18 protein-coding genes are annotated in these 21568 nt (G+C 71.7%); 8 read left to right on the top strand and 10 right to left on the bottom strand.

Annotation, left to right across the window (positions count from 1 at the left end):
- Positions 1-146 precede the first annotated feature (146 nt).
- The 4 genes from AB0F40_RS24395 to AB0F40_RS24410 all read right to left on the bottom strand — a co-directional run bounded on the left by AB0F40_RS24395 (position 147) and on the right by AB0F40_RS24410 (position 5119).
- Positions 147-1745: an altronate dehydratase family protein gene (locus AB0F40_RS24395; RefSeq protein ID WP_357473951.1), complete on the bottom strand. Its 1599-nt coding sequence runs from the start codon at positions 1743-1745 to the stop codon at positions 147-149.
- A 115-nt stretch (positions 1746-1860) separates the two neighbouring features.
- Positions 1861-3201, bottom strand: coding sequence for an extracellular solute-binding protein (locus tag AB0F40_RS24400; RefSeq protein WP_357473954.1), 1341 nt, complete (start codon positions 3199-3201; stop codon positions 1861-1863).
- A 48-nt stretch (positions 3202-3249) separates the two neighbouring features.
- Positions 3250-4203: a carbohydrate ABC transporter permease gene (locus tag AB0F40_RS24405; protein ID WP_357473957.1), complete on the bottom strand. Its 954-nt coding sequence runs from the start codon at positions 4201-4203 to the stop codon at positions 3250-3252.
- Positions 4196-5119, bottom strand: a complete 924-nt coding sequence (locus AB0F40_RS24410; protein ID WP_357473959.1) for a sugar ABC transporter permease — start codon at positions 5117-5119, stop codon at positions 4196-4198. The genes AB0F40_RS24405 and AB0F40_RS24410 overlap by 8 nt, the downstream gene beginning before the upstream one ends.
- Before the next feature lie 270 nt (positions 5120-5389).
- Here AB0F40_RS24410 and AB0F40_RS24415 point away from each other — a divergent pair, with 270 nt between their 5' ends.
- From AB0F40_RS24415 to AB0F40_RS24425, 3 genes are read left to right on the top strand one after another with little or no spacing between them, the layout of a single operon-like run.
- The gene (locus AB0F40_RS24415) at positions 5390-7495 is read left to right on the top strand and encodes a DUF6807 family protein (RefSeq protein WP_357473962.1); all 2106 of its coding nucleotides are present in this window, start codon (positions 5390-5392) and stop codon (positions 7493-7495) included.
- Positions 7492-8676, top strand: a complete 1185-nt coding sequence (locus AB0F40_RS24420) for a Gfo/Idh/MocA family oxidoreductase (RefSeq protein WP_357473965.1) — start codon at positions 7492-7494, stop codon at positions 8674-8676. The genes AB0F40_RS24415 and AB0F40_RS24420 overlap by 4 nt, the downstream gene beginning before the upstream one ends.
- A gap of 57 nt (positions 8677-8733) precedes the next feature.
- Positions 8734-9801, top strand: coding sequence for an AEC family transporter (locus AB0F40_RS24425; protein WP_357473968.1), 1068 nt, complete (start codon positions 8734-8736; stop codon positions 9799-9801).
- 100 nt (positions 9802-9901) lie between these two features.
- Here AB0F40_RS24425 and AB0F40_RS24430 read toward each other — a convergent pair whose 3' ends face one another.
- From AB0F40_RS24430 to AB0F40_RS24440, 3 genes are all read right to left on the bottom strand, one after another.
- On the bottom strand, positions 9902-11326 hold the full coding sequence (locus AB0F40_RS24430) for a Gfo/Idh/MocA family oxidoreductase (protein WP_357473970.1): 1425 nt from the start codon (positions 11324-11326) through the stop codon (positions 9902-9904).
- Positions 11327-11472: 146 nt separating this feature from the next.
- Entirely contained in the window at positions 11473-12513 is a 1041-nt protein-coding gene (locus tag AB0F40_RS24435) for a 3-oxoacyl-[acyl-carrier-protein] synthase III C-terminal domain-containing protein (RefSeq protein WP_357473973.1), read from the bottom strand.
- A gap of 4 nt (positions 12514-12517) precedes the next feature.
- The gene (locus AB0F40_RS24440) at positions 12518-13132 is read right to left on the bottom strand and encodes a SprT-like domain-containing protein (protein WP_357473976.1); all 615 of its coding nucleotides are present in this window, start codon (positions 13130-13132) and stop codon (positions 12518-12520) included.
- Positions 13133-13342: 210 nt separating this feature from the next.
- Between AB0F40_RS24440 and AB0F40_RS24445 the strand changes: the two genes are divergently transcribed.
- A complete protein-coding gene (locus AB0F40_RS24445; RefSeq protein WP_357473978.1) occupies positions 13343-14215 on the top strand; it encodes a DUF1963 domain-containing protein in 873 nt (290 codons plus the stop codon).
- Here AB0F40_RS24445 and AB0F40_RS24450 read toward each other — a convergent pair.
- The gene (locus tag AB0F40_RS24450; protein ID WP_357473981.1) at positions 14205-16496 is read right to left on the bottom strand and encodes an LLM class flavin-dependent oxidoreductase; all 2292 of its coding nucleotides are present in this window, start codon (positions 16494-16496) and stop codon (positions 14205-14207) included. The genes AB0F40_RS24445 and AB0F40_RS24450 overlap by 11 nt on opposite strands.
- 101 nt (positions 16497-16597) lie before the next feature.
- Here AB0F40_RS24450 and AB0F40_RS24455 point away from each other — a divergent pair, with 101 nt between their 5' ends.
- Positions 16598-17092: a MarR family winged helix-turn-helix transcriptional regulator gene (locus tag AB0F40_RS24455; protein ID WP_357473984.1), complete on the top strand. Its 495-nt coding sequence runs from the start codon at positions 16598-16600 to the stop codon at positions 17090-17092.
- Between the two features lie 37 nt (positions 17093-17129).
- Here AB0F40_RS24455 and AB0F40_RS24460 read toward each other — a convergent pair whose 3' ends face one another.
- Positions 17130-17828, bottom strand: coding sequence for an FCD domain-containing protein (locus tag AB0F40_RS24460; protein WP_357473987.1), 699 nt, complete (start codon positions 17826-17828; stop codon positions 17130-17132).
- 70 nt (positions 17829-17898) lie between these two features.
- On the opposite strand from AB0F40_RS24460, the gene AB0F40_RS24465 reads away from it, so the two are divergent.
- From AB0F40_RS24465 to AB0F40_RS24475, 3 genes are read left to right on the top strand one after another with little or no spacing between them, the layout of a single operon-like run.
- Positions 17899-18696, top strand: a complete 798-nt coding sequence (locus AB0F40_RS24465; RefSeq protein WP_357473990.1) for a (Fe-S)-binding protein — start codon at positions 17899-17901, stop codon at positions 18694-18696.
- Entirely contained in the window at positions 18693-20210 is a 1518-nt protein-coding gene (locus AB0F40_RS24470) for a LutB/LldF family L-lactate oxidation iron-sulfur protein (RefSeq protein WP_357473993.1), read from the top strand. Before AB0F40_RS24465 ends, AB0F40_RS24470 begins: the two co-directional genes overlap by 4 nt.
- Complete coding sequence (locus AB0F40_RS24475; protein ID WP_357473996.1) at positions 20207-20953, top strand: LUD domain-containing protein; 747 nt, start codon at positions 20207-20209, stop codon at positions 20951-20953. Before AB0F40_RS24470 ends, AB0F40_RS24475 begins: the two co-directional genes overlap by 4 nt.
- Before the next feature lie 131 nt (positions 20954-21084).
- Here AB0F40_RS24475 and AB0F40_RS24480 read toward each other — a convergent pair whose 3' ends face one another.
- A complete protein-coding gene (locus tag AB0F40_RS24480; protein WP_357473999.1) occupies positions 21085-21504 on the bottom strand; it encodes a DUF2000 domain-containing protein in 420 nt (139 codons plus the stop codon).
- Positions 21505-21568 lie beyond the last annotated feature (64 nt).

Here is a 21568-nt window from a genome sequence, read left to right on the forward strand (position 1 = left end):
TCACATCTGCACGACACAGTTCAGCCAGGACGAACTGTTCGGGACAGGCCGCAGACCCGGCCCACAGCCGAACGTGGCTCACGTTGACCTCCTGCAAGCTCGACCAACGGTGGCTCACCACCGGTGGGGCTCGACCAACGGTGCGGTCAGGTGACGGCGCCCATGTGCCAGGGGATGAACTCCTCCGCGCCTATCCCCAGGTCCTCGCTGACCGTCTGCTCACCCGAGGCGACGGCGAGGATCCGGTCGAAGATCTGCCGGCCCACCTCGGCGACGGTCGCGGTGCCGTCCACGACGACGCCCGCGTTGAGGTCCATGTCCTCCGACATCACCGAGTACATCGGGGTGTTGGTCGCCACCTTGATGGACGGCGTCGGGCGGCAGCCGAAGACCGAACCGCGCCCGGTGGTGAACACGACGACGTTCGCGCCGCCCGCCACCAGGCCCGTGACCGAGACGGGGTCGTAGCCCGGGGTGTCCATGAAGCCGAACCCGCGCTCCGTGATCGGCTCGGCGTACTCGTAGACGGCGCCGAGGTCAGCCTGACCGCCCTTGGCGACCGCGCCGAGCGACTTCTCCAGGATCGTCGTGAGGCCTCCGGCCTTGTTGCCCGGCGACGGGTTGTTGTCGAGCGTGCCGCCGCCCGCCGCGACGTAGCCCCGCCACCAGTCGATGCGGTCCAGCAGCTTCTTCGCGACACCGGGCGACGTCGCCCGGGCGGTGAGCAGGTGCTCCGCCCCGTACACCTCGGGAGTCTCGGCCAGCACGGACGTCGCCCCGTAGGCGACCAGGCGGTCCGAGGCCCAGCCCAGCGCAGGGTTGGCCGTGATCCCCGAGTACCCGTCGGACCCGCCGCAGTTCAGTGCGAGCACCAGCTCCGACACGTCGCACTCGACCCGCTCGCGCGCGTTCACCAGGGGCAGCATCTCGCGGACGGCCGCGACGCCCGCCCGCACCGAGGCCCGCACGCCGCCGGCCTCCTGGATGGTCAGGGAGCGCACCACCGTGTCGTCGGGGATCGCGGCGAGCAGCCCCTGCTTCGCGTCGTCGGGCGGACCGACGGTGGGCATCCCCAGGTCGGCGACCTGGCCCGAGCGGGCCGACAGCGCGGCGCCCGGCACCATCTCGCAGCCCAGGCCCAGCACCAGGAGGCCCGCGACGTTCGGGTGCGCGGCGTACCCGCGCAGGGTGCGCAGCAGGATCTGGCCGCCCTCGGAGTCCGGGACCAGGCCGCAGCCCGACGTGTGCGTGAGGGCGATGACGCCGTCGACGTTTCCGAACTCGTCCAGGGCCGCGCCGCTGAACTGGTCGGCGATCATCTTCGCCGTCGACGCCGAGCAGTTCACGCTCGTCAGGATCGCCACGAAGTTACGGGTGCCGACCCGGCCGTCGGCCCGACGGAAACCGCGGAAGGTGGGCCGGACGCCGTCGGGCACCGGAAGCTCGGTGTGCGTGCCGCCGAGCGGCGCCTCGCGCGTGCCCTCCTCGAACCCGAGGTTGTGCGTGTGCACGTGGTCGCCGGGGGCGATGTCGGTGGTCGCGACCCCGATGACCTGCCCGTACTTGTGCACCTCGGCGCCCGCAGGCACGGCGCGCAGCGCGATCTTGTGACCGCGCGGCACCGGCTGTCCGACGGCGAGCGGCCCGGTCCCGGGAGCGAGGGCTTCGTCGCCCGGGCTCAGGTCGCGGGTCGCGACGGCGACGTCGTCACCCTCACGCAGAACGAGCAGACCAACCTCTGGCACAGATACTCCTCACGATATGAACCGTTTCATCCTACCGACACCCCATACGTTGAGTGCGGGGTATTTGTTGCCTGGACGGTCCCAGATCAACAAATACCCCGCACTCAACGAAGGGTCAGTCGGCGATGGCCGCGTTGAACTCGTCCATGAACTGGGTGGCCGCCTCGTCCGGGGTGATGCGCTCGAAGAGGACGTCGGTGTTGACGCGCTCCATGATGTCGGCGATCTCGGCGGAACCGTGCGGCGGCACCGGCGGGGTGTCGACGATCTCGTCCTCGAGGTCCGCCATGAAGTCGGCCATCTTCTGGTCCGTCGGCGACAGCTCGCCGAGGATCCCCTCGCGCACCTCGGTGTTCGCCGGGAGGCCACGGTCGGTCAGCATGATGTCGGCCGCCTCCTGCGAGTTCAGCAGGAAGTCGACGAACTTCGCGGAGGACTCCGGGTACTCGGTGTCCGCGGAGACGGAGTAGAACATCGCCGGCTTGTAGTACATGCCGGTGCGCTCACCCTCGGTCTCGCCGGGCAGCCGGAGCAGCTCGAGCTCGTGACCCGACGAGTCCGTCAGCGCGCCCAGCTGGTTGGTCCACCAGACGCCCATGGCGCCCTGGTTGGTGCCGAGCAGACCGCCCTCCGGGCCGGCTGCCTGGTACTCGACGGTGCGCGCGGCGTCCGGCTGCCCGCCGCCCTCCATCAGGTCGAGCGAGACCTGGAAGAAGTCCGCGACGGTCTGCTCGGAGACCCCTAGCTCGCCCTCCGGCGTGAACAGCGTCTCGCCGCGCTGGCGCGCCATCACGTTGAGGCCCGCCTCGTTGAAGCCGTAGTCCTGCGTGCCCCACACGCCCTCACCAGCACCCTCCGAGACGGCGTTCGCCGTGGTGACGTAGTCCTCCCACGTCCAGGTGGTGTCGTCGGGCATGTCGACGCCGGCGTCGGCGAAGATCTCCGGGTCGGCGACCATCGCGTAGGCGTTGATTCCGGTCGGGATGCCGTACTGCGCACCCTCGATCTGACCGCCGGCCAGGACACTGTCGTCCACCTTGGACGTGTCGATGTCGAGCTGGCTCAGGTCCGCGAGCACGTTCTTGGTGGAGTAGTCGGAGATGTAGCGCTCCTCCTGGGTGATGACGTCGGGGGTGTCCCCGGCGGCCACCGAGGTGGCGAGCTTGTCCCAGTAGCCGTCCCAGTCGGTGAAGTCGGGAACCACTGTGATGTCGGGGTTCTCGGCCTCGAACGCCTCGATGATCTGCTCCGTGGACTCGTGGCGGGTGTCGGAACCCCACCACGCGAACCGGATCTCGCAGGGGCACTCCTCGGCAGCGGCCGGCTCGTCGCCGCCTCCGCCGATGCCCGAGTCCCCGCCTCCGCACCCCGCGAGGGTCAGGGCCACCGCCGCGATACCCGCGGCCGAGGCGGCGAGACGCTTGCCGCGCCTCGTTCGTAGTCCGTTGGTGCTCATGTGTTTCTCCTTCGGTGACGTTGACGTCGTTGTCGCGAAGCGGTGGAGCTACTTGATTCCAGTGGTCGCGATGCCCTTGACCAGGTATTTCTGCCCGAACAGGAAGGCGATGAAGACGGGGATCAGGGACACGATCGACATGGCGAACAGCGAGCCCCACGAGCTCTCGCCCGTGGAGTCGACAAATGTGCGCAGCGCGATCGGCACGGTGTACATCTCCGGCCGGGTCAGGAAGATCAGCTGGCTGAAGAAGTCGTTCCACGTCCAGATGAACGTGAAGATCGCCGTGGTGGCGAGAGCCGGCATCGACAGCGGCAGCATGATCTGCAGGTAGATGCGCAGGTGGTTGGCACCGTCGAGGGTCGCGGCCTCGTCCAGCTCGCGCGGGATCCCGCGGAAGAACTGGACCATGAGGAAGATGAAGAACGCGTCGGTGGCCAACAGCTTGGGCACGATCAGCGGCAGGAACGTGTTGATCCATTCGAGCTGGGAGAACAGCACGTACTGGGGCACGATCACCACGTGGATCGGCAGCATGATCGACATCAGCATGACCGCGAACCACAGTCGCTTTCCCTTGAACTCCAGCCGCGCGAACGCGTAGGCCGCGAGCGAGCAGGACAGCAGGTTCCCGAGCAGCGACCCGAGCACCACGATCGCCGAGTTGATCAGGTAGTGGCTGAACGGGTGCAGCAGCGCGTTCCACCCGTCCGTGTAGTTGGACAGGTCGATGTCGGTGGGGATGAGGCCCGGCTCGCGGAAGATCAGCGCGTTCGGCTTGAACGAGCTGGCCAGCATCCAGAGCAGCGGGTACAGCATGACGAAGCCGAAGGCGATGAGGCCCGCGTGCTTGAGCAGGCTGCCGACCTTGGCGCGCAGGTGCCGGCCACGGGGCCGGGTCGTCGGACGGCGGTCCTCGGTACCGGACGGCCCGCCGCCGTCGGACGGCGGAGGCACGGCCGTCGCCGTAGCGGTCTGTGTGGGCGTGGAGGCGTCAGTCATCGTAGAAGACCCAGTACTTGGAGGCGAGGAAGTTGACTGCGGTCATGCCGCCGATGATCAGCAGGAGGAACCAGGCCATCGCCGACGCGTAGCCCATGTCGAGGGAACCGAACCCCTTGAGGTAGAGGTACAGCGTGTAGAGCAGCGTCGAGTCGGATGGTCCGCCGTTGCCGCCACTCACCACGAACGCCCTGGTGAAGGACTGGAACGCCTCGATGAGCTGCAGCACGAGGTTGAAGAAGATGATCGGCGTCAGCAGCGGCAGCGTGACCGAACGGAACTGGCGGAACTTGCTCGCGCCGTCGATCGCGGCCGCCTCGTAGTACATCTGGGGGATCTGTCGCAGGCCGGCCAGGAAGATCACCATGGGAGCGCCGAACGTCCAGACGTTGAGCGCCATGAGGGTGCCGAGCGCGTAGTCCGGGTGCGACACCCAGCCCTGCCCCTGCACGCCGAAGAGCGCGAGCACCTGGTTGACCAGCCCGTCCGCGCCGAAGATCTGGCGCCACAGGATCGCGATGGCCACCGAACCGCCGAGCAGGGAGGGCAGGTAGTACACGGAGCGGTACAGGGCGAGCCCGCGCATGCCCCGGTCGAGCAGCAGCGCCAGGCCGAGCGCCGCGGCGAGCTGCAGCGGCACCGAGACGAACACGTACATGAACGTGACGCCGAGGGAGTTGAGGAACCGCGGGTCCTCGAACATCCGCGTGAAGTTCTCGGCCCCGATCCACTGGGGCGCCGAGAGCAGGTCGTAGTCCGTGAAGGACAGGTACAGCGAGGCGCCCATGGGCCCGGCCGTGATGAGCACGAGCCCGACGAACCAGGGCGCGAGGAAGAACAGCGCCCAGCGCCCGTCGCCCTTTCTCCGTGGGCTGACGCTCTGCTTGCTGCGAGAGAGCTCCTGGATCACTGACATGGGTTCACCCCCGCACTGGCTGGCGGGGGCTCGGACCGCCAAGGTCCGGGCTCGCGGTTCGGGTGGCGCATCGCGTTGTCCTCCGGATCGTCGTCGATCCCCGGTCGCATCGGTGAGAAACCGGTCTCTGGTGGAGGAACGTATCACACGAGCAACCGGTTTCCCATGGTGTACCGTCACATCGGGAAACCGGCAGCGAGGGGGCCGCGCCAAAGATGGCGCGGAGCCCCCTCGTACGCCGGTCGGACGACGGTGACGGACGGAGAGCAGATGGTCAGCGGCAGCGCACGGGGCGCAGGTCAGCGCGCAGGTCAGCGCCGTGTCATGGCCACGATCGGGGATGTCGCGACGGCGGCCGGGGTGTCGCGGGCGACCGTCTCCCGCGTCATGAACGGGCGGAGCACCGTCGACGCGACCATCGCGGAACGTGTGCGGGAGGCGGCTGCGGGGCTGAGCTACCGGCCCAGCAACGCGGCGCGGAGCCTTGCGCTCGGCCGCACGCAGACGGTGGCGCTGGTGGTACCCGACCTGGGCAACCCGGTGTTCCAGCAGATCCTGCGCGGCGTCATGGACGGCGCGGCGGAGGACGGCTACCGCGTGCTCGTCGCGGACACGGTGGAGGACGACCAGCAGGAGGGCGCCATCGCGCTCGAGGCGCGGATGCGCTGCGACGCCCTGGTGCTCGTGTCACCGCGGATCGGGGACGCCGAGCTCAGCGCGCTCATCGCCGACGTCGAGCCGGTGGTCCTGGTCAACCGGGAGACCGGTGGATCGGCGCCGAGCCTGGTCGTGGACTACGAGGACGCCGCGCTCCAGGTGGTCGAGCACCTCGTGGCGCTCGGTCACCGCCGCATGGTCTACCTCGGTGGCCCCGTGCGGAGCGCGTCCGACGAGCTGCGCCGCGCCGGCCTCGACCGCGCCCGGAAGCGCCACGCCGACCTCGAGATCCTCGACCTGCCCGCCGGACCGGACATCCAGGCCGGTCACGCCGCCGCGCCCGCCGTGCTCGCCACGCGCGCCACCGCAGCGGTCGCCTTCAACGACCTGGTCGCGTTCGGCCTGCTCGCCGGCCTGAACGAGGCCGGCGTGGCGGTGCCCGCCGACATCTCGGTGGCCGGCTTCGACGACATCGAGCTGTCCCGCTACGCCACACCCGCGCTGACGACCGTCGCGGTACCGCAGGCCGAGCTCGGCCGCCACGCCTGGAGGGAGCTGCACGCTGTGATCGACGACGACGCCCATCCCGCAAGCTCTGCTCGATTCACGCCGAGCCTGGAGGTGCGCGGCAGTACCGGGCCCGTGCCCCAGGGCCCGGAGCGCGTGCACGTCACGGACGACGACGGCGTCGTCGTCGCGCGACGCGAGGAGATCCCGACCGTGCCGCCCACTGCGGCCCCCACCTGGTCCGTACCTGCGGACCCTGACGCCGACGCCGTCGTGCTGACCTGCGGGGACGGGCTGGAGCTGGTACGCCGCGACGCGGGCGACCGCATGCCGAAGGTGCACGCACGGCGTCCGTACCTGCACCCCGTGCACACCCTGGCCGGCGTACCGCTCACCGACGTGAGCCCGGTCGACCACCGCCACCACTACGGCGTCGGCATAGCGGTGCCCGATGTGAACGGCACCAGCCACTGGGGTGGCCGCACCTTCATCGAGGACGTCGGGCCGACGCTCCTGAAGAACCACGGCCGGCAGACGTCGGAAGGCGTCCGTGTCGAGACGGCGCCCGCCCCGCGCGCGGCCGGTGCCGGTACGGGAGCCGGTGCCGGTACGGGAGCCGGTGCCGGTGCCGGTGCCGAGGCGGGCGAGGTCCTGGTCGAGGACGTGCTCTGGTCCGACGAGCACGGCGACCCCCAGCTCCGCGAGGAGCGCCGCGTCACGGCACGCCTGCTCCCCCAGGCCCCTGGGTCGGCCGCCGCACCCGGCTGGGTGCTCGACTGGCGCTCCACGCTGCACGCTGACCACGGCCCCCTGGAGATCCGCTCGCCGGCCACGAACGGCAGGCCGAGCGCCGGCTACGGCGGCCTGTTCTGGCGCCTGCCGATCGCCGAGAGCACCAGGGTCCTGTCGGCTGCCGGCACGGGCGAGAACCGGGCGCACGGCAGCACGTCGCCGTGGGTGGCGTTCGTGCAGCAGCAAGGCGGCCGGTCCACGACGCTCCTGCTGGTGCAGCCGAGCCAGGTCCGCCCGTGGTTCCTGCGTTCCGCCGAGTACCCGGGCGCCTGCCCGGCGCTCGCCTGGGACTCGCCCCTGGTCGTGCCCGAGGGCGGCTCCGTCCAGCTCGACCTCGTCGCCGTGCTGCTCGACACCGCGCTCACGAGCCCGGCCGCGGCCGCCCTCGCCGCGGACCTCACGGACGGCGGCCGCCGGTGAGCCTGCCGAAGGTCGCGGTCGTCGGCGTCCACGGCCACGGCGGTTCCCACCTGCGCACGGTCGCGGACCTCGAGGCCAGGGGGCTGGCGCGGCTGAGCGCCGTCGTCGACCCGCGGGAGCCCGACGACGCCCCCGCGCCGTGGTTCGCGAGCCTCGGTGACCTGCTGTCGGCGGACACCGGCACGTTGCCCGACGTCGTGGTGCTCTCCACGCCCATCCACACCCATCTTCCGCTCGCACGGGCCGCGATGGAGGCGGGCATCGACGTGCTGCTCGAGAAGCCGACCGCCGCCTCCCTCGCGGAGCACGCCGAGCTCGTCGCCGTCGCGGAACGGACCGGGCGCCTGTGCCAGGTCGGGTTCCAGACCTTCGGGTCCCACGCGCTGCCCGCCGTCGTCGACATGATCGCGCGCGGCGAGGTGGGGCAGGTGACCGGGATCGGCGCCGTCGGGACCTGGGTGCGGACCGCCGCGTACTGGACGCGCTCGCCGTGGGCGGGACGACGGCGCATGGGTGACCGCGCCGTCGTGGACGGCGTGGTGACCAACCCCCTCGCGCACGCCGTGGCGACCGCCCTGTGGGTGGGCGGCGCGAGGTCCAGCACCGACCTCGCCTACGTGAACACCGACCTGTGGCGCGCCAACCCGATCGAGGCCGACGACACGTCGTCCCTGCGGGCCGTCGGCACGGACGGGACGCGCTACGGGTTCGGGCTCACGCTGTGCGCGGCAGAACGCACCTCGGCACGGGTCATCGTGCAGGGCACCGCCGGTGAGATCGAGCTCGAGTACGAGCGCGACCTGGTCCGGCTGCGCACCGGACGCGTCGTCGCGGAGAAGCAGTACGGCCGGACGGGGCTGCTGGAGAACCTGCTCCGGGCGCGCACGGGCGAACGGCTGCTGTGCGATGCGCGGGAGACCGGAGCCTTCATGCAGGTGCTCGAGGCCGTGCGCACCGCCGCCGACCCGACGCCGATCGGAGACGACTTCGTGGAGTGGGCCGACGGGATCGACACGGTCCCCGGCGGTGGCCCGCCCGGGAAGATCAGCGGCACGCAGGGCAACCCGGTGGGCGACGCGCGGCATCCGGTGGTGCGCGACGTCGCCGGGTGGTGCGAGCGGGCAGCCCGCGAGCAGCGCACGTTCACGGAGCTGGGCGCCCCCTGGACGGCCGAGAGCTAGCGCGACCGACCGTGGGAGGGTGCTCGGGTGCTGTCGGTTCTCACTGCCATCGGATCCATGGCGTGCATCGTCGCGCTGGGCTGGGTGATCCAGCGGCGCGGGCTGCTCGCCGGTAGCGCTCTGCCGCGGGGCGCCGCTCGGGGCGGCTCCGAGAGCGGCGCCGGCGCCCGCCAGATCCTCGCGACGCTCTCGTTCACGATCTGCGCGCCCGCGCTGATGTTCAGCACGCTGGCGGGGACCGACCTCGCGCACGTCGTCTCGCGGGGCGCCGCGGTCACCTGGGTCACCACCGCTGCGCTCGCCCTGGTCAGCGCGGCGGTGGCGCGATGGGGCCTGCGGTTGTCGGCGGGTCCGGTGGCCGTGACGACGCTCGCCGCCGTCTACGTCAACGGCGGCAACATCGGGATCCCGCTCGCCGTCTACCTGTTCGACGACGCCCTCGCCGTGGTGCCGACCCTGCTCTTCCAGCTGCTCGTGCTGGCGCCGCTGGCGCTGGCGGTGCTCGACCGGTCCGCGTCGTCGACCGGGGCGTCCCGGACGACCAACCGGACGAGCACCCGGTCGGGCTGGACCTCGGTGGTCCGCGTCCCGCTCGCGGCCGTCCGGAACCCGATCACCGTCGGCACGCTCGCCGGCCTGCTGGTCGCGGTGATCACTGAGCTGACCGGCCTGCGGCTGCCCGACGTCGCACTGCTGCCCTTCGACCTGATCGGCGCCGCCGCCCCGCCGCTGGGCCTGCTGACCTTCGGGATGACCCTCGCGGTGCCGATGCCTGCCCCGACCTCGCCGGCTCCCGCGGCCGAGCCGGCACCGGGACCGGGCCACGCCCGGACCCCGTGGTGGGCGGGCCGCGACCAGGTGCTCGTGCGGGCGGTGGTCGCACTCGCAGTACTGGTGCGCAACGTGCTGCACCCGCTGGCTGCATGGGCTGTCGGGGCCGCGGTGGGGCTCGAGGCGCCCGCCCTCGCCGTCGTCGTCACGATGGCGGCGCTGCCGACCGCGGTGAACGTCACCACGTACGCGACGCGGTACGGGGTGTTCGACGGCGTCGCGGCGCGCGCGACCGCCTGGACGACGGCGCTCTGCGTGCCCGTCCTGGTGGCGGTCGGCGCCCTGGTGGGCTGACCCGCACCAGCCGTCGGCTCCGAGAATGACCCTGGGTCACCGACTCGGGCTGGAATCGGTACCCAGGGTCATTCTCGAAGCGGACCGGTCTGGCCCCCGGTCAGATGCCGAGGTTCAGGTCCTCGACGCGGACCGGGTCGCCCGTATCCAGCGAGCGGTTGCCCGCGTAGCCGACCGACGAGGCGCGGACGCCGTCGAGATAACCGGCCGCACGGCCGAGCGGGTCCGGCTCGCCCGTCGGCGCGAACACGCTGGCCAGGAGCAGCGCGTCGCCGCCGCCGTGCCCACCACCGCCGCGCACGATGGGCCGTTCCTCGGCGCGCTCCCAGTGCCGCTGCACCACGAGCCGCTCCCCGATGGGCCGCACCGGATCCTGCTCGTAGACCTCGGTGGCGCTCGGGTCGAGGATCGCCGCGCCGTCCTCGCCGAACTCGACGGAACCGCGCTCGGTGACCTCGAGCTCCGCGCGGCCGCGCGTGCCGTTGACGACCACGCGGTAGCCCTCCCAGGGCGCGTGCGCGGTGAGCGAGTAGGTCAGCAGCGCACCGCCCGCGTACTCGACGACGAGCCCCAGGGTGTCCTCGGTGGTGATCCCCTCGTCGAACACGGACCGGTTGCGCACGTAGCCGTCCACGGCCTGAGCCTCGGGCCCGTAGAGCGTCGACAGCCACTTGTTCTTCTCGACGGAGAGCTGCCACGGGTCGACGCCGCGCTCGTTCAGCGCACGCTCGGCGTCGGTGGGCTCGTAGCCGGTCTGGTGGGCGCCGTCGTCGCCGTAGAAGCGCCGGCCGCCCGTGGCGAAGACGCGCTGCGGCACGCCGTCGATCCACCAGTTGACCAGGTCGAAGTGGTGGCTCGACTTGTGCACCAGCAGACCGCCGTTGTTCACCTTCTCGCGGTGCCAGCGGCGGAAGTAGTCGGCCCCGTGCACCGTGTCGAGGGCCCAGTCGAAGTGGACCGACAGCACGCGGCCGATCTCGCCGCTCGCGATCACCTCGCGCAGCGCGCTGTTGCGTGGCGAGTAGCGGTAGTTGAACGTCGTGACGAGGTCACGCCCGGTTTCCGCGACCGCGTCAACGATCTCCCGCGCCTGGTCGGCGTGCGCGGCGATGGGCTTCTCGACGACGACGTCGGCGCCGGCCCGCAGCGCACGAGCGACCAGGTCGCCGTGGGTACGGTCGACCGAGGTGACGATCACGCGATCCACGGACTGCTCCGCGATCGCCTTCTCCAGGTCGTCGGGCTCGTACACGGGGCGGATGCCGCCGAGTGCGGCCGCCGCCCGCGCCTCGTACGCTGCCGCGCGCACCGGGTTGGGCTCGACCCACGCCACGATCTCGCCGTCCGGCGCGTGCGTGCCGATCAGGGCGTTGACGTACATGGAGGCACGGTGGCCCGTGCCGACCACCGCGTAGCGGCGGCGCCCCTCGGGCAGCGGGCCCGACGGCGGCGCGGGCTCCTGTGTCGGACCGGTGATCGGCTCGGTGGTCGGCTCGCTGGTCGGCTCGCTGGTCGGCTCGGGCATCGGTGGAGAGCTCCTTCGGTCGTCGTCGACGTCGGGTGGATGGGATTGAAACGATACGACGCCTGGAAAGCGCTGTCCATGGTGGAGGTGCGAGAGGGCGGTGTCCCGGCCCGGCGGCACCGGTCCGAGATCGCCGCCCTCCCGGTTCAGCGCTCGGGCGTGATGACCACCTGGCCGGCCCAGGCGAACCCTCCGCCGAACCCGAACAGGAGCGCGGGCACGCCCGCCGGGATCTTGCCCGCGTGCCACCACTTGGACAGCCCCATGGGGATCGATGCCGCCGACGTGTTGCCCGACTCCGTGATGTCCGTGACCACCACCTTGCCCTCCAGCCCGAGGGCCTTGGCGAGCGGCTCGATGATCCGCAGGTTCGCCTGGTGCGCGACGAGCACCTCGATGTCGTCGATGCTCAGCCCCGCCCCCGCCACGACGTCGCGTGCCCGCTCGGCGGCCCGCGTGATCGCCCACTTGAACACCGCCCGGCCGTCCTGCTGGAACTTCACCTCGGGCACCTCGATCCGTACGGCGGGCGTGAGCTCCGGCTCCGTGCCCCACACCACCGGCCCGACGGCGGGGACGTCCGCGGCCTGCAGCACCGCCGCACCCGCGCCGTCGGCCGTGAGAATGCAGGTGGAGCGGTCGGTCCAGTCGGTGTACGCGGTGAGCTTCTCCGCGCCGATCACCAGGGCCGTGCGCGCGGACCCGGTACGGATCGCCTGATCAGCCAGGCCCACCGCGTGCGCGAAGCCGGAGCACGCCACGTTGAGGTCCATCGCCGCGGGGCCCACCACGTTGCGCAGGTCCGGCGCCTCCTCGCCCTCCGGTGTCGAGGCGCCGGGCTGGACGCCGATGCGCAATGCGTACGCGACCCGCCCGGCCGTGTTCGGCGAGCGGTCGTCGTTGGTAGCGGTCGCGACGATCACCAGGTCGACGGCGTCCGCGGCCACGCGGGCATCGGCGAGCGCGTGCTCGGCCGCTGCGGTCGCCATGTCGGCGACCGTGACGTCGTCAGCCGCTACGTGGCGGGTGACGATGCCGGTGCGGGACCGGATCCACTCGTCGTTGGTCTCGACGAGCTCGGCGATGTCCTCGTTGGAGAGGGTCTTCGGTGGCTGGTGGTGTCCCAGGCCGATGATGCGGGAGCCGGGAGCGCCGGGCGGGAGCGCGAGTGCGGGCGACGTAGCCATGAGGTCAACGTAGCGCGCTCAGGTCGAACGGCTCGACGCTCAGGCCTGGCACCCGCTCCCTGGCCGCCCGCACGACGCGCTCCTCGGCGCCCGGCCCGGTGTCCGGCACCTCGCCCACCTCACGGAGCGCCCCGCGCAGCTGGGCGTCGTACCGCTCCCCCATCGCCGCGTTGCGACCCTTGTACGTCCACGCGACGAGGTTGGCCAGGGCGAACCGCGGCCCGCACGAACGGCAGGACATGATGCCCGGCGGCCGCCGGAACCGGGTGGTCCGGTGGCCCGCCGAGCACGTCCCGACCCACGGTCCGTCGATCGACGGCGCCGACGGGTCCACGCAGCGCCGGCCCGAGCACCCGATCCGTACCGCCACCTCGCGCCACGCCGGACCGTGCTTGGCCCTCGGCCCGGCGAGCGCGTGCGCCACCTCGTGCAGGATCGTGTCCCGCACCTCGCGCTCCTCATGGATTCGGGTGATCGGCGCGGACAGGCTGATCCGGCTCTTGCCGTAGCTGCACATCCCGGCGCGCCGGACGGCGTCGTCGAACTCGAACGTCCAGGCCTTCAGGCCGTGCTGGTCCATCAGCTCGCGCGCCAGGCGCGAGGCGGCGACAAGGTTCATGCGTACCCCTGCGGTGATCGTTGTGATTGCGTCCGGCCGTTCCGGACACTGTCGAACCTACGGGGCTCCACTGACACCCGCGCCAGGTTATCCACAGACCCGTACCGCACACCCCGAGCGCCTCCCCTACGGCAACGGCACGTTCCGGCGCGCCGCCCGGCCCTGTGACCTGCACTCTCGTCGCTGTGAATCGTGGCAGCATTCCGGCCCATGGGTTATCAGGAGCAGTTTCGTCGCGCAGCGCTCGCCTTGGACGTTCCGGAGGACGAGGTCAGCAGGTTCGTCGGCCACCTCCGGTGGGCGATCAGACTGGACGGACTCGCCGGCTCCGACGGTGTTCCCGTCGGACGGTTCGGCGGGCCGCCTCGGCTTCCGGTGGGGACGAGCTGGCCGGACAACGGGCAAGGCAACCTGCCGTTCGTCTTCTCCGTCGACTGTGCGGCGCTGCCGCGGGTCGACGGCTTCGACCTGCCGGTAGACGGTTCACTCCTCTTCTTCCTGGACCACCGGTACGACCATGAGGAGTGCCACGCAGAGCAGCGCGGGTACGCGCGGGTCATGCACATACCGGCGGGCACCGAGACCGCGGTAGCAGAACCTCCGCACCCCGAGCTGGTCGCCGACGAGCAGTACGACGTCGGCGCCGCGGTCGTCGCGTGGCTGCCCGACTGCCTCGACATGGACGAGGACGAGATGCTGCCCTTCCATGAGCAGCTGGCACAGGAGCTCCGGAGCTCCATGCCGCACCTGGACGAGCTCGAAGCTCTCGCAGACGAGCTCTGGCCTTCTAGCGACGGGCTCTCGAGCGGCTTTCTCGGCGGGTACGCCGACGACGAGGTGCTCGAGGCGATGGCGGAGCAGATCCTCCGGGAACGCGAGAAGAACGACGGGACCACCATTCCGCAGGAGGAATGGTTCGACCACATGGCGGTCGAACAGCGCCGACTGTCGGACGAGTGGGTGTCGCTCGCCAGCTTTCTCCCGTTCGCGGAGTTCTACTACGGACGTATGGCTATCCGCCGCGACGACCTGGCCGCCGGCCGTCTGGACAGGATGCTCTCCATGACTGACTTCACCGAGTAGACGAGTCCGCCGGCGGGATCGGGAAGTTCGCCCGGAACACGTTCGACGGGTCGTACGCGGCCTTCACCGTCCGCAGCCGGGCGAGCGTCGGCTCCGGGAACGCCTCCAGCAGCCGCTCCGGGCGGCTGTCGGTGTCGAAGGAGAGGTAAGAACCCTCCATCACCGGCCCGATCTCCGCGTCCCACGCCTGGTTGATCCGGTCCTGATTGGTGGCGAGCGCCGTCAGCGCGAAGTTCTGGTGCCGGTGCGCGTAGGCCGTAGCGGAGGGCGCGACGTCGTTCCCGGCGCCGCCCGTCGCACGGATCTGCGTGAAGTAGGACTCCCCGGAGTCCAGCAGCCGTCCGATCGCTCGGCTCGTGTCCTGGTCCAGATGGGTCAGCAGGCCTCCCCGCGCAGCCGGGTCGCCGCCGCCCGAGTGGTGGGTGTCCTCCTTGCGCACCACACCGGAGTACGGCAGCAGCTGCGCCTGGTGGCCGAGCAGCGGTCCGGCATCGGCCAGCAGCTCGAGCTGGGCGATGGCCTCGTCCGGCTCTACGTCGGCGCCCTCCGCCGCGATCACCGTCATGAGCTGCGCCATCGGTCCCTGACCGCCGCGTCCGCGGCCCAGGACGATGAACGACGTGAGCCCGCGCGGTGCCGCCTCGACGGCGGCTCCCCACTTCTCCAGGAGTCCCACCGTGTCGCTCGCGTCGAGCGTCATCTGGGAGAAGACCACGTCGCCGACCACGCCGGCCTCGATCTCCAGCCAGGTGACCACGCCCATGTTCCCGCCGGCGCCGCGCAGCGCCCAGAACAGGTCCGGATGCTCGTCGCGGGAGGCGTGCAGCACCCTGCCGTCGGCGGTGACGACCTCGGCAGCGACCACGCGGTCGATCGTCAACCCCTGTAGCCGGCCCAGGTAGCCGATGCCTCCGGTGGTCCCGAGCCCGCCGACGCCCACGCCGCCGTAGTCGCCCGACGTGATGGCCCAGCCGCGCGGCGCGAGCGTCTCCGCCACCTCGCCCCAGGTAGCCCCGGCGCCGATCCGCACGCGCCGCGTCGCCTCGTCGACCACCTCGACCGACCGCATGCCGCTCATGCTGAGCACCACACCGCCGTCGTTCGTGGACCGGCCGGAGATGCCGTGCCCTGCCGAGCGGACGGCGAGCTCCACGTCCTGCTTCTGCACCCAGGCCAGCCCGGACGCGACCTCCTCGGCGCCCTGCGGCCGCAGCACCAGGCCCGGCGCCCCGGTCCGCAGGTAGTTGTGCCGCACCGACGCGTACTCGCGGTCGCCGGGCTCCACGGCCCGGGCGGCCAGCTCTGGCGGGAGCGAGTCGTAGTCGATCCCCTCTCGCCGCGCGGCGAGCGCCGTCGCACCACGGCGGGCCGACGCCGGAGCCGTCCCGGCGCTGCGCCGTTCGGCGGCGACCGCCTCTCGGACCGCCGGGACGATCTCCTGCGCGAACGCCCGGATCTGGTCCGGGTCGTCGCCCATGGCGATGAACGTGCTGACGCCGTCCTCCAGCGCCAGCTGGGTGAGCTCCTCGACCCACTGGTCGGCGGGCCCCTGCAGCGGACCCGACGAGCGGTCGGTGATGGCCCCGCCCACGTTGAGCAGGCGGCGGATCTCGCTCGGCGAGCGCCCGGCGGCCAGGGCCGCCTCGTCGATCGTGGCGTTGCCTCGGGCCAGGTCGCCGTCCTTCAGGTTGGGGAGCGAGGGCAACCAGCCGTCGGCCCTCGTGCCGATGAGGCGGAGCATGCGCGGCTTGAGCGCGCCGAGCCAGATCGGGATGTCGTGCGCCGGGGCCGGGCCGCGCTTGACGCCGTCGACCTGGTGGAACTTGCCCTCTACGCGCAGCGGCGTCCGGTTGTCCGCGTCCCAGATCCCGCGCATGATCTCGATGCCCTCCTCGAGGGCGCTGACGGCCTCACCGGGCGTGCGGCGCGGGGCCCCCATGGCGGCGATCGCGTCCCAGAACGCGCCCGCACCAAGGCCCATCTCGAACCGACCGCCACTCAGGAGGTCGAGGCTCGCGGCCGAGCGCGCCACGATCGCGGGCTGGCGCATGCCCAGGTTGAGGACGTTCCCGGAGATGTGGATGCGTTCGGTCTGCGCGGCCACCCAGGACATGAGCGTCCACGTGTCCAGGAACGACGGCTGGTACGGGTGGTCCTGGAAGGTGACCAGGTCGAGGCCCAGCTGTTCCGAGAGCTGGGCCAGGCGGACAGGGCCCTGCGGATCAGCGTTGGTCGGGGAGATGAACGTGCCGAAGATCAGGTCGTGCCCGTAGTCAGTCATGTGCCTTCTGTCCTGTCCGGAGTGGTCGACAATCGTCTGTTCTGCAGACGATATTACCCACAACTCTTCTGGTTCACTGCACATTCCCGTAGGATCAACGCATGAGCACCGCCCCCGCCGCGCCCCGCACCGGCCAGCACTCCCTGTTCGGCTGGTCGCTCGCCGCGCTCCTGCGCGAGTGGAGCGCGCGGGTCGACGCCGCCGCCGACGACGTGCCACAGGGGACCCGCGGCTATCAGCTGCTCACAGCGGTGGTGCACGGCAACCTGCCGAGCCAGGCGGCGCTCGCCTCGACCCTCGGCATCGACCGCACGGTCATGACCTACCTGCTCGACGCGTTCGAGGAGTGTGGGCTCGTCGCGCGCCAGCAGGACCCGGCCGACCGCCGGGCGCGGCGCATCGTGGCCACGGACCGCGGCCTGGACGTGCTCGCCGCGATGGACGCGCGCGTCGCCGCCGCGGAGGAGGAGTTGCTCGCGAGCCTCGAACCGGGCCAGCGCGCACTGCTGCGCGAGCTGCTGGAGCGCGCCGCGACCGGCACGGGCCCGGACGAGGACCCGTGCCGCACGGTCGTCGAAGCCACAGGCCGGGGTTGACGGCCGGAGGTACGGCAGGACGAGCTGACGGTCAGCCTCAGCGCCCGCCGAGGCCCGCCTCGCGGTAGAACCCCTCGATGTGCTCACGCATCAGCCGCTCGGCCGCCGCGGCGTCGTGCCCGGCGACGGCGTCGACGATCGCGCGGTGCTCGGCGCACAGCCGTGCCGCCGTCCGCGGCCACTGCGCGAGCGCGGAGGCTCCGGTCATGACATAGGACGCGACAGCCGACCGCAGCCCGCTCAGGATCGCCTCCACCAGCTGGTTGCCGCCCCACCGCACCAGCTCGAGGTGGAAGTCCTGGTCATGCTCAACGAATGCGGCGACGTCCAGACCGGGCTCGGACATCGCCTCGATGTGGGCACGCGCCCGGCCGAGCGCCGCATCGTCAGCGGGCCGACCGGCGGCGTCGCGCACCGCGCCCGTCTCCAGCAGCACGCGCGTGCCCACGACGTCGGACACCGGAAGCGCCCCAGACGCGACGTGCAGGCGCACCGCCGCACCCAGGCCGGCCGCGGGCCGGTCGATCACGGTGGCGCCGGCGCTGGGACCGGATCCGACGGCGGTGCGCACGATGCCCATCGCCTCGAGGATGCGGATGGCCTCCCGCACGGACGGGCGGGACACCCCGAGCTCCTCCGCGAGGGCCCGCTCCGCCGGGAGCCGCTCGCCGATCGACCATCTGCCCGCGGTCAGACCGGCCTCGATCTGGGCCAGCACTCGCTCGTGGATTCGCACCGGGCCAGTGTACTTCTGTGGTCTGTCCACAGTGGGCTATGGTGTGGACAGACCTCGAAGGAGAGTGCACATGCGCATAGCCCTTGCTGCCACCTGCATCGCCGACGCCATGTTTCCGCAGGCCCCCCGGGCCGTCGTCACGCTGCTCGAGCGACTGGGCCACGAGGTCGTGTTCCCGGCCGGGCAGGCGTGCTGCGGTCAGATGCACGTCAACACCGGCTACCTCGCCGAGGCCGTGCCGGTGGTCCAGAACCACGTGCGCACCTTCGCGCCGGTGGCCGACGGCGAGTGGGACGCCGTCGTCGTGCCGTCCGGTTCGTGCACGGGGTCGATCCGGCACCAGCAGGCCATGGTCCTGGATCGCGCCGGCCTGCCGGACGAGGCCCGTGCGGCCACCGCCGTCGCCGAGCGCACCTACGAGTTCTCCGAGCTGCTCGTCGACGTGCTCGGCGTGACCGACGTCGGCGCCTGGTTCCCGCACCGCGTCACCTACCACCCCACGTGCCACTCGCTGCGGATGCTCCGCGTCGGCGACAAGCCCGAGCGGCTGCTGCGGGCGGTCGAGGGGCTGGAGCTCGTCCCGCTCGCCGAGGCGGAGGGCTGCTGCGGGTTCGGCGGGACGTTCGCCCTGAAGAACGCGGACACGTCCGCGGCGATGCTGCAGGACAAGGTCGCCAGCGTCGTCGAGACGGGGGCCGACGTGCTCACCGCCGGCGACTGGTCGTGCCTGATGCACATCACCGGCGGACTCTCGCGCGGCGGCACGGGCGTGCGGCCCATGCACCTGGCGGAGATCCTCGCCTCGACGCGGGAGTCGCCGACCGTGCCGGACGGGTCCGGTCCGGCGAGGGCGAGGGCCGCCCGATGAGCACGTTCCTCGGCATGCCCTCGACCCGCGCCGCGCGTGGGCCGAGCCCCTCCGCGACGCCCGACACCCTGGCCGGCGTCGGGCGTCCCGAGGACCCGCTGCACTGGGGCGCCTCGTTCCCCGACGCCGCGAAGGCGGCGCTCGGCAACGACCAGCTGCGGCGCAACCTGGGCAAGGCGACGTCGACCATCCGGACCAAGCGCGCGAACGTGGTGGGCGAGGTACCCGACTGGGAAGCCCTGCGCGACGCCGGCTCCGCGATCAAGACCGACGTCCTGGCCCGCCTGCCGGAGCTGCTCGAGACCCTGGAGCGCAACGTCACGGCGCGCGGCGGGGTGGTGCACTGGGCGCGGGACGCAGACGAGGCCAACCGGATCGTCGCCGCGCTGGTCCGGGAGAAGGAGACCGACGAGGTCGTCAAGGTCAAGTCCATGGCGACCCAGGAGATCGGGCTCAACGAGGCGCTCGCGGAGGAGGGCATCGCGGCGGTCGAGACGGACCTGGCGGAACTCATCGTGCAGCTCGCCGACGACATGCCGTCGCACATCCTGGTGCCCGCCATCCACCGCAACCGCACCGAGATCCGCGACATCTTCCTGGAGCGCATGGCCGACGCCCCGCCCGACCTGACGGACGTCCCGCGCGAGCTCGCGATGGCGGCCCGCGCGCACCTGCGGCGCAAGTTCCTCTCGGCGAAGGTCGCGATCAGCGGCGCCAACTTCGCCGTCGCCGACACGGGGACGCTCGCCGTCGTGGAGTCCGAGGGCAACGGCCGCATGTGCCTGACGCTGCCCGAGACGCTCATCACCGTGATGGGGATCGAGAAGCTGGTCCCGACCTTCGACGACCTCGAGGTGTTCCTGCAGCTCCTGCCGCGGTCGTCGACCGGCGAGCGGATGAACCCGTACACCTCGATGTGGACGGGCGTGACACCCGGCGACGGACCGCAGGAGTTCCACCTGGTGCTGCTCGACAACGGCCGCACTCGCGTTCTGGCGGACGAGGCGGGCCGATCGGCGCTGCACTGCATCCGCTGCTCCGCGTGCCTCAACGTCTGCCCCGTGTACGAGCGGGTGGGCGGCCACGCGTACGGCTCGGTCTACCCGGGACCGATCGGCGCGATCCTGACGCCGCAGCTCACCGGTGAGCAGTCGGACCTGCCGTACGCCTCCACGCTGTGCGGCGCCTGCTACGACGTGTGTCCCGTCAAGATCGACATCCCGTCGATCCTGGTCGAGCTGCGCGCCCGCGAGGTGTCCCTCGCGGGCGGAGCGCCCGACACCGCGGACCGGGTCTGGAGCGCGGCCATGAAGGCGGCGTCCTTCGCGATGGCCGACGGCGCACGCTTCCGCCGTGCCGCCCGGGTGCCCCGGCTGCTGCGCGCGATCTCGCGCGACGGGGTCATCAAGAAGCTGCCGTTCCCGGGCTCGCTGTGGACGCGTTCCCGGGACCTGATGGAGCCGCCGAAGCAGACGTTCCGCGACTGGTGGGACGGGCGAGAGGAGCGACCATGACCGACGCCAAGGCAGAGATCCTGTCCCGGATCCGCGCCGCGCTGGGCTCGGACGGTGACGCAGGCGCCCCGTCGCAGGCCGCCGTGCCCAGGGGATACCGGTCGGCCGGCGAGCACGCGCCGGGGTCCGACGCCGTGCTGGACCTCCTGATCGACCGCCTCGAGGACTACAAGGCGCACGTTCACCGGGCGACCCCCGAGCAGGTCCCGGAGCTGCTCGCGCGACTGGTCGAGCGGCCGGTCACAGAGCAGTCGGTAGAACGTCACGAGGTCGGCAGCCCGGGCTACCGATCACCTGACGTTCTGCCGACCACGCAGCAGACGGACGGACGCCGCTCCGTCGTCGTGCCGACCGGGCTGGATCCCGCCTGGTTGGGCGGGCTGGGGCAGGTCGAGGTGCGCACCGACTCGCACGACGCTCCCCTGTCGGCGGCGGAGCTGGACGAGGTCGACACCGTCGTGACGGCGTCGCGCGTCGCGGTCGCCGAGACCGGCACCATCGTGCTCGACGGCGGCTCCGACCAGGGCCGGCGCGCGATCTCCCTGGTGCCCGACGTGCACGTGTGCGTGGTCCGGGCCGCCCAGGTGGTGCAGACGGTGCCGGAGGCGGTGCGCCTGCTCGGCACCGACCCCGCCCGGCCCCTGACCTGGATCAGCGGGCCCAGCGCGACGAGCGACATCGAGCTCGACCGCGTGGAGGGTGTCCACGGGCCCCGGACGCTGCACGTCGTGCTGGTGTCCTGAGGTCTCGACCCGTTCGACAGGCTCAGGGCGGGCTGGCGCGACCAGCGGACGGTGGGTCGACCAGCGGACGGTGAGTCGACCAGCGGACGGTGAGTCGACCAGCGGACTGTGGCGCGGCCGCCGGGTAGGCCTCAGGGGTGCAGCCTCGCACCCTTGACCACCTTGTCCACGACCCGCCGCTCGCCCGCCACGGCCAGCCCGACCAGGTCGAGCTTCTCGGTGGCGACGCTCGCGACGGCGGCCCGGTTGTCGACGTCGTTCCCCGTGGCGAACAGGTCGGCCGTGTAGACGCCGATGCGCAGGCCACGCGTGTCGGCGCGCTCGCGGATCGAGGCGAGCCGGTCGCCGTCGGCCACCATGACCATCACCGGCGTGCCCAGCATCGGGAGGTACTCGCGACCGTCGGCGTCCCGGTAGGGCTCACCGACGAGCTCGGGGTAGGCGGCGGTCACGGCGCTGGCCAGGAAAGCTGTCACGTTGCCCTCCTGCCAGCCCAGCAGGTTGTCCCGCAGGACGAGATGGGACTGCCCCAGGAACGGTTGACATCTGATCTGTACCGGCCTGAGGTCGGTGCTGGAAGGATGTTGTTGTGCCCAAGGCTTACCCACCCGAGTT

The organism is Promicromonospora sp. NPDC023987 (assembly GCF_040639055.1).
Taxonomy (GTDB): domain Bacteria; phylum Actinomycetota; class Actinomycetes; order Actinomycetales; family Cellulomonadaceae; genus Promicromonospora.

Bases quoted from the DNA above. Each gene is read 5' to 3' on its own strand.
- AB0F40_RS24445 (WP_357473978.1), top strand. From the start codon at position 13,343: ATGGGTTATCAGGAGCAGTTTCGTCGCGCAGCGCTCGCCTTGGACGTT.
- AB0F40_RS24425 (WP_357473968.1), top strand. From the start codon at position 8,734: ATGGCGTGCATCGTCGCGCTGGGCTGGGTGATCCAGCGGCGCGGGCTG.
- AB0F40_RS24435 (WP_357473973.1), bottom strand. From the start codon at position 12,513: ATGGCTACGTCGCCCGCACTCGCGCTCCCGCCCGGCGCTCCCGGCTCC.
- AB0F40_RS24475 (WP_357473996.1), top strand. From the start codon at position 20,207: ATGACCGACGCCAAGGCAGAGATCCTGTCCCGGATCCGCGCCGCGCTG.
- AB0F40_RS24440 (WP_357473976.1), bottom strand. From the start codon at position 13,132: ATGAACCTTGTCGCCGCCTCGCGCCTGGCGCGCGAGCTGATGGACCAG.
- AB0F40_RS24465 (WP_357473990.1), top strand. From the start codon at position 17,899: ATGCGCATAGCCCTTGCTGCCACCTGCATCGCCGACGCCATGTTTCCG.
- AB0F40_RS24430 (WP_357473970.1), bottom strand. From the start codon at position 11,326: ATGCCCGAGCCGACCAGCGAGCCGACCAGCGAGCCGACCACCGAGCCG.
- AB0F40_RS24400 (WP_357473954.1), bottom strand. From the start codon at position 3,201: ATGAGCACCAACGGACTACGAACGAGGCGCGGCAAGCGTCTCGCCGCC.
- AB0F40_RS24455 (WP_357473984.1), top strand. From the start codon at position 16,598: ATGAGCACCGCCCCCGCCGCGCCCCGCACCGGCCAGCACTCCCTGTTC.
- AB0F40_RS24470 (WP_357473993.1), top strand. From the start codon at position 18,693: ATGAGCACGTTCCTCGGCATGCCCTCGACCCGCGCCGCGCGTGGGCCG.
- AB0F40_RS24410 (WP_357473959.1), bottom strand. From the start codon at position 5,119: ATGTCAGTGATCCAGGAGCTCTCTCGCAGCAAGCAGAGCGTCAGCCCA.
- AB0F40_RS24405 (WP_357473957.1), bottom strand. From the start codon at position 4,203: ATGACTGACGCCTCCACGCCCACACAGACCGCTACGGCGACGGCCGTG.
- AB0F40_RS24450 (WP_357473981.1), bottom strand. From the start codon at position 16,496: ATGACTGACTACGGGCACGACCTGATCTTCGGCACGTTCATCTCCCCG.
- AB0F40_RS24415 (WP_357473962.1), top strand. From the start codon at position 5,390: ATGGTCAGCGGCAGCGCACGGGGCGCAGGTCAGCGCGCAGGTCAGCGC.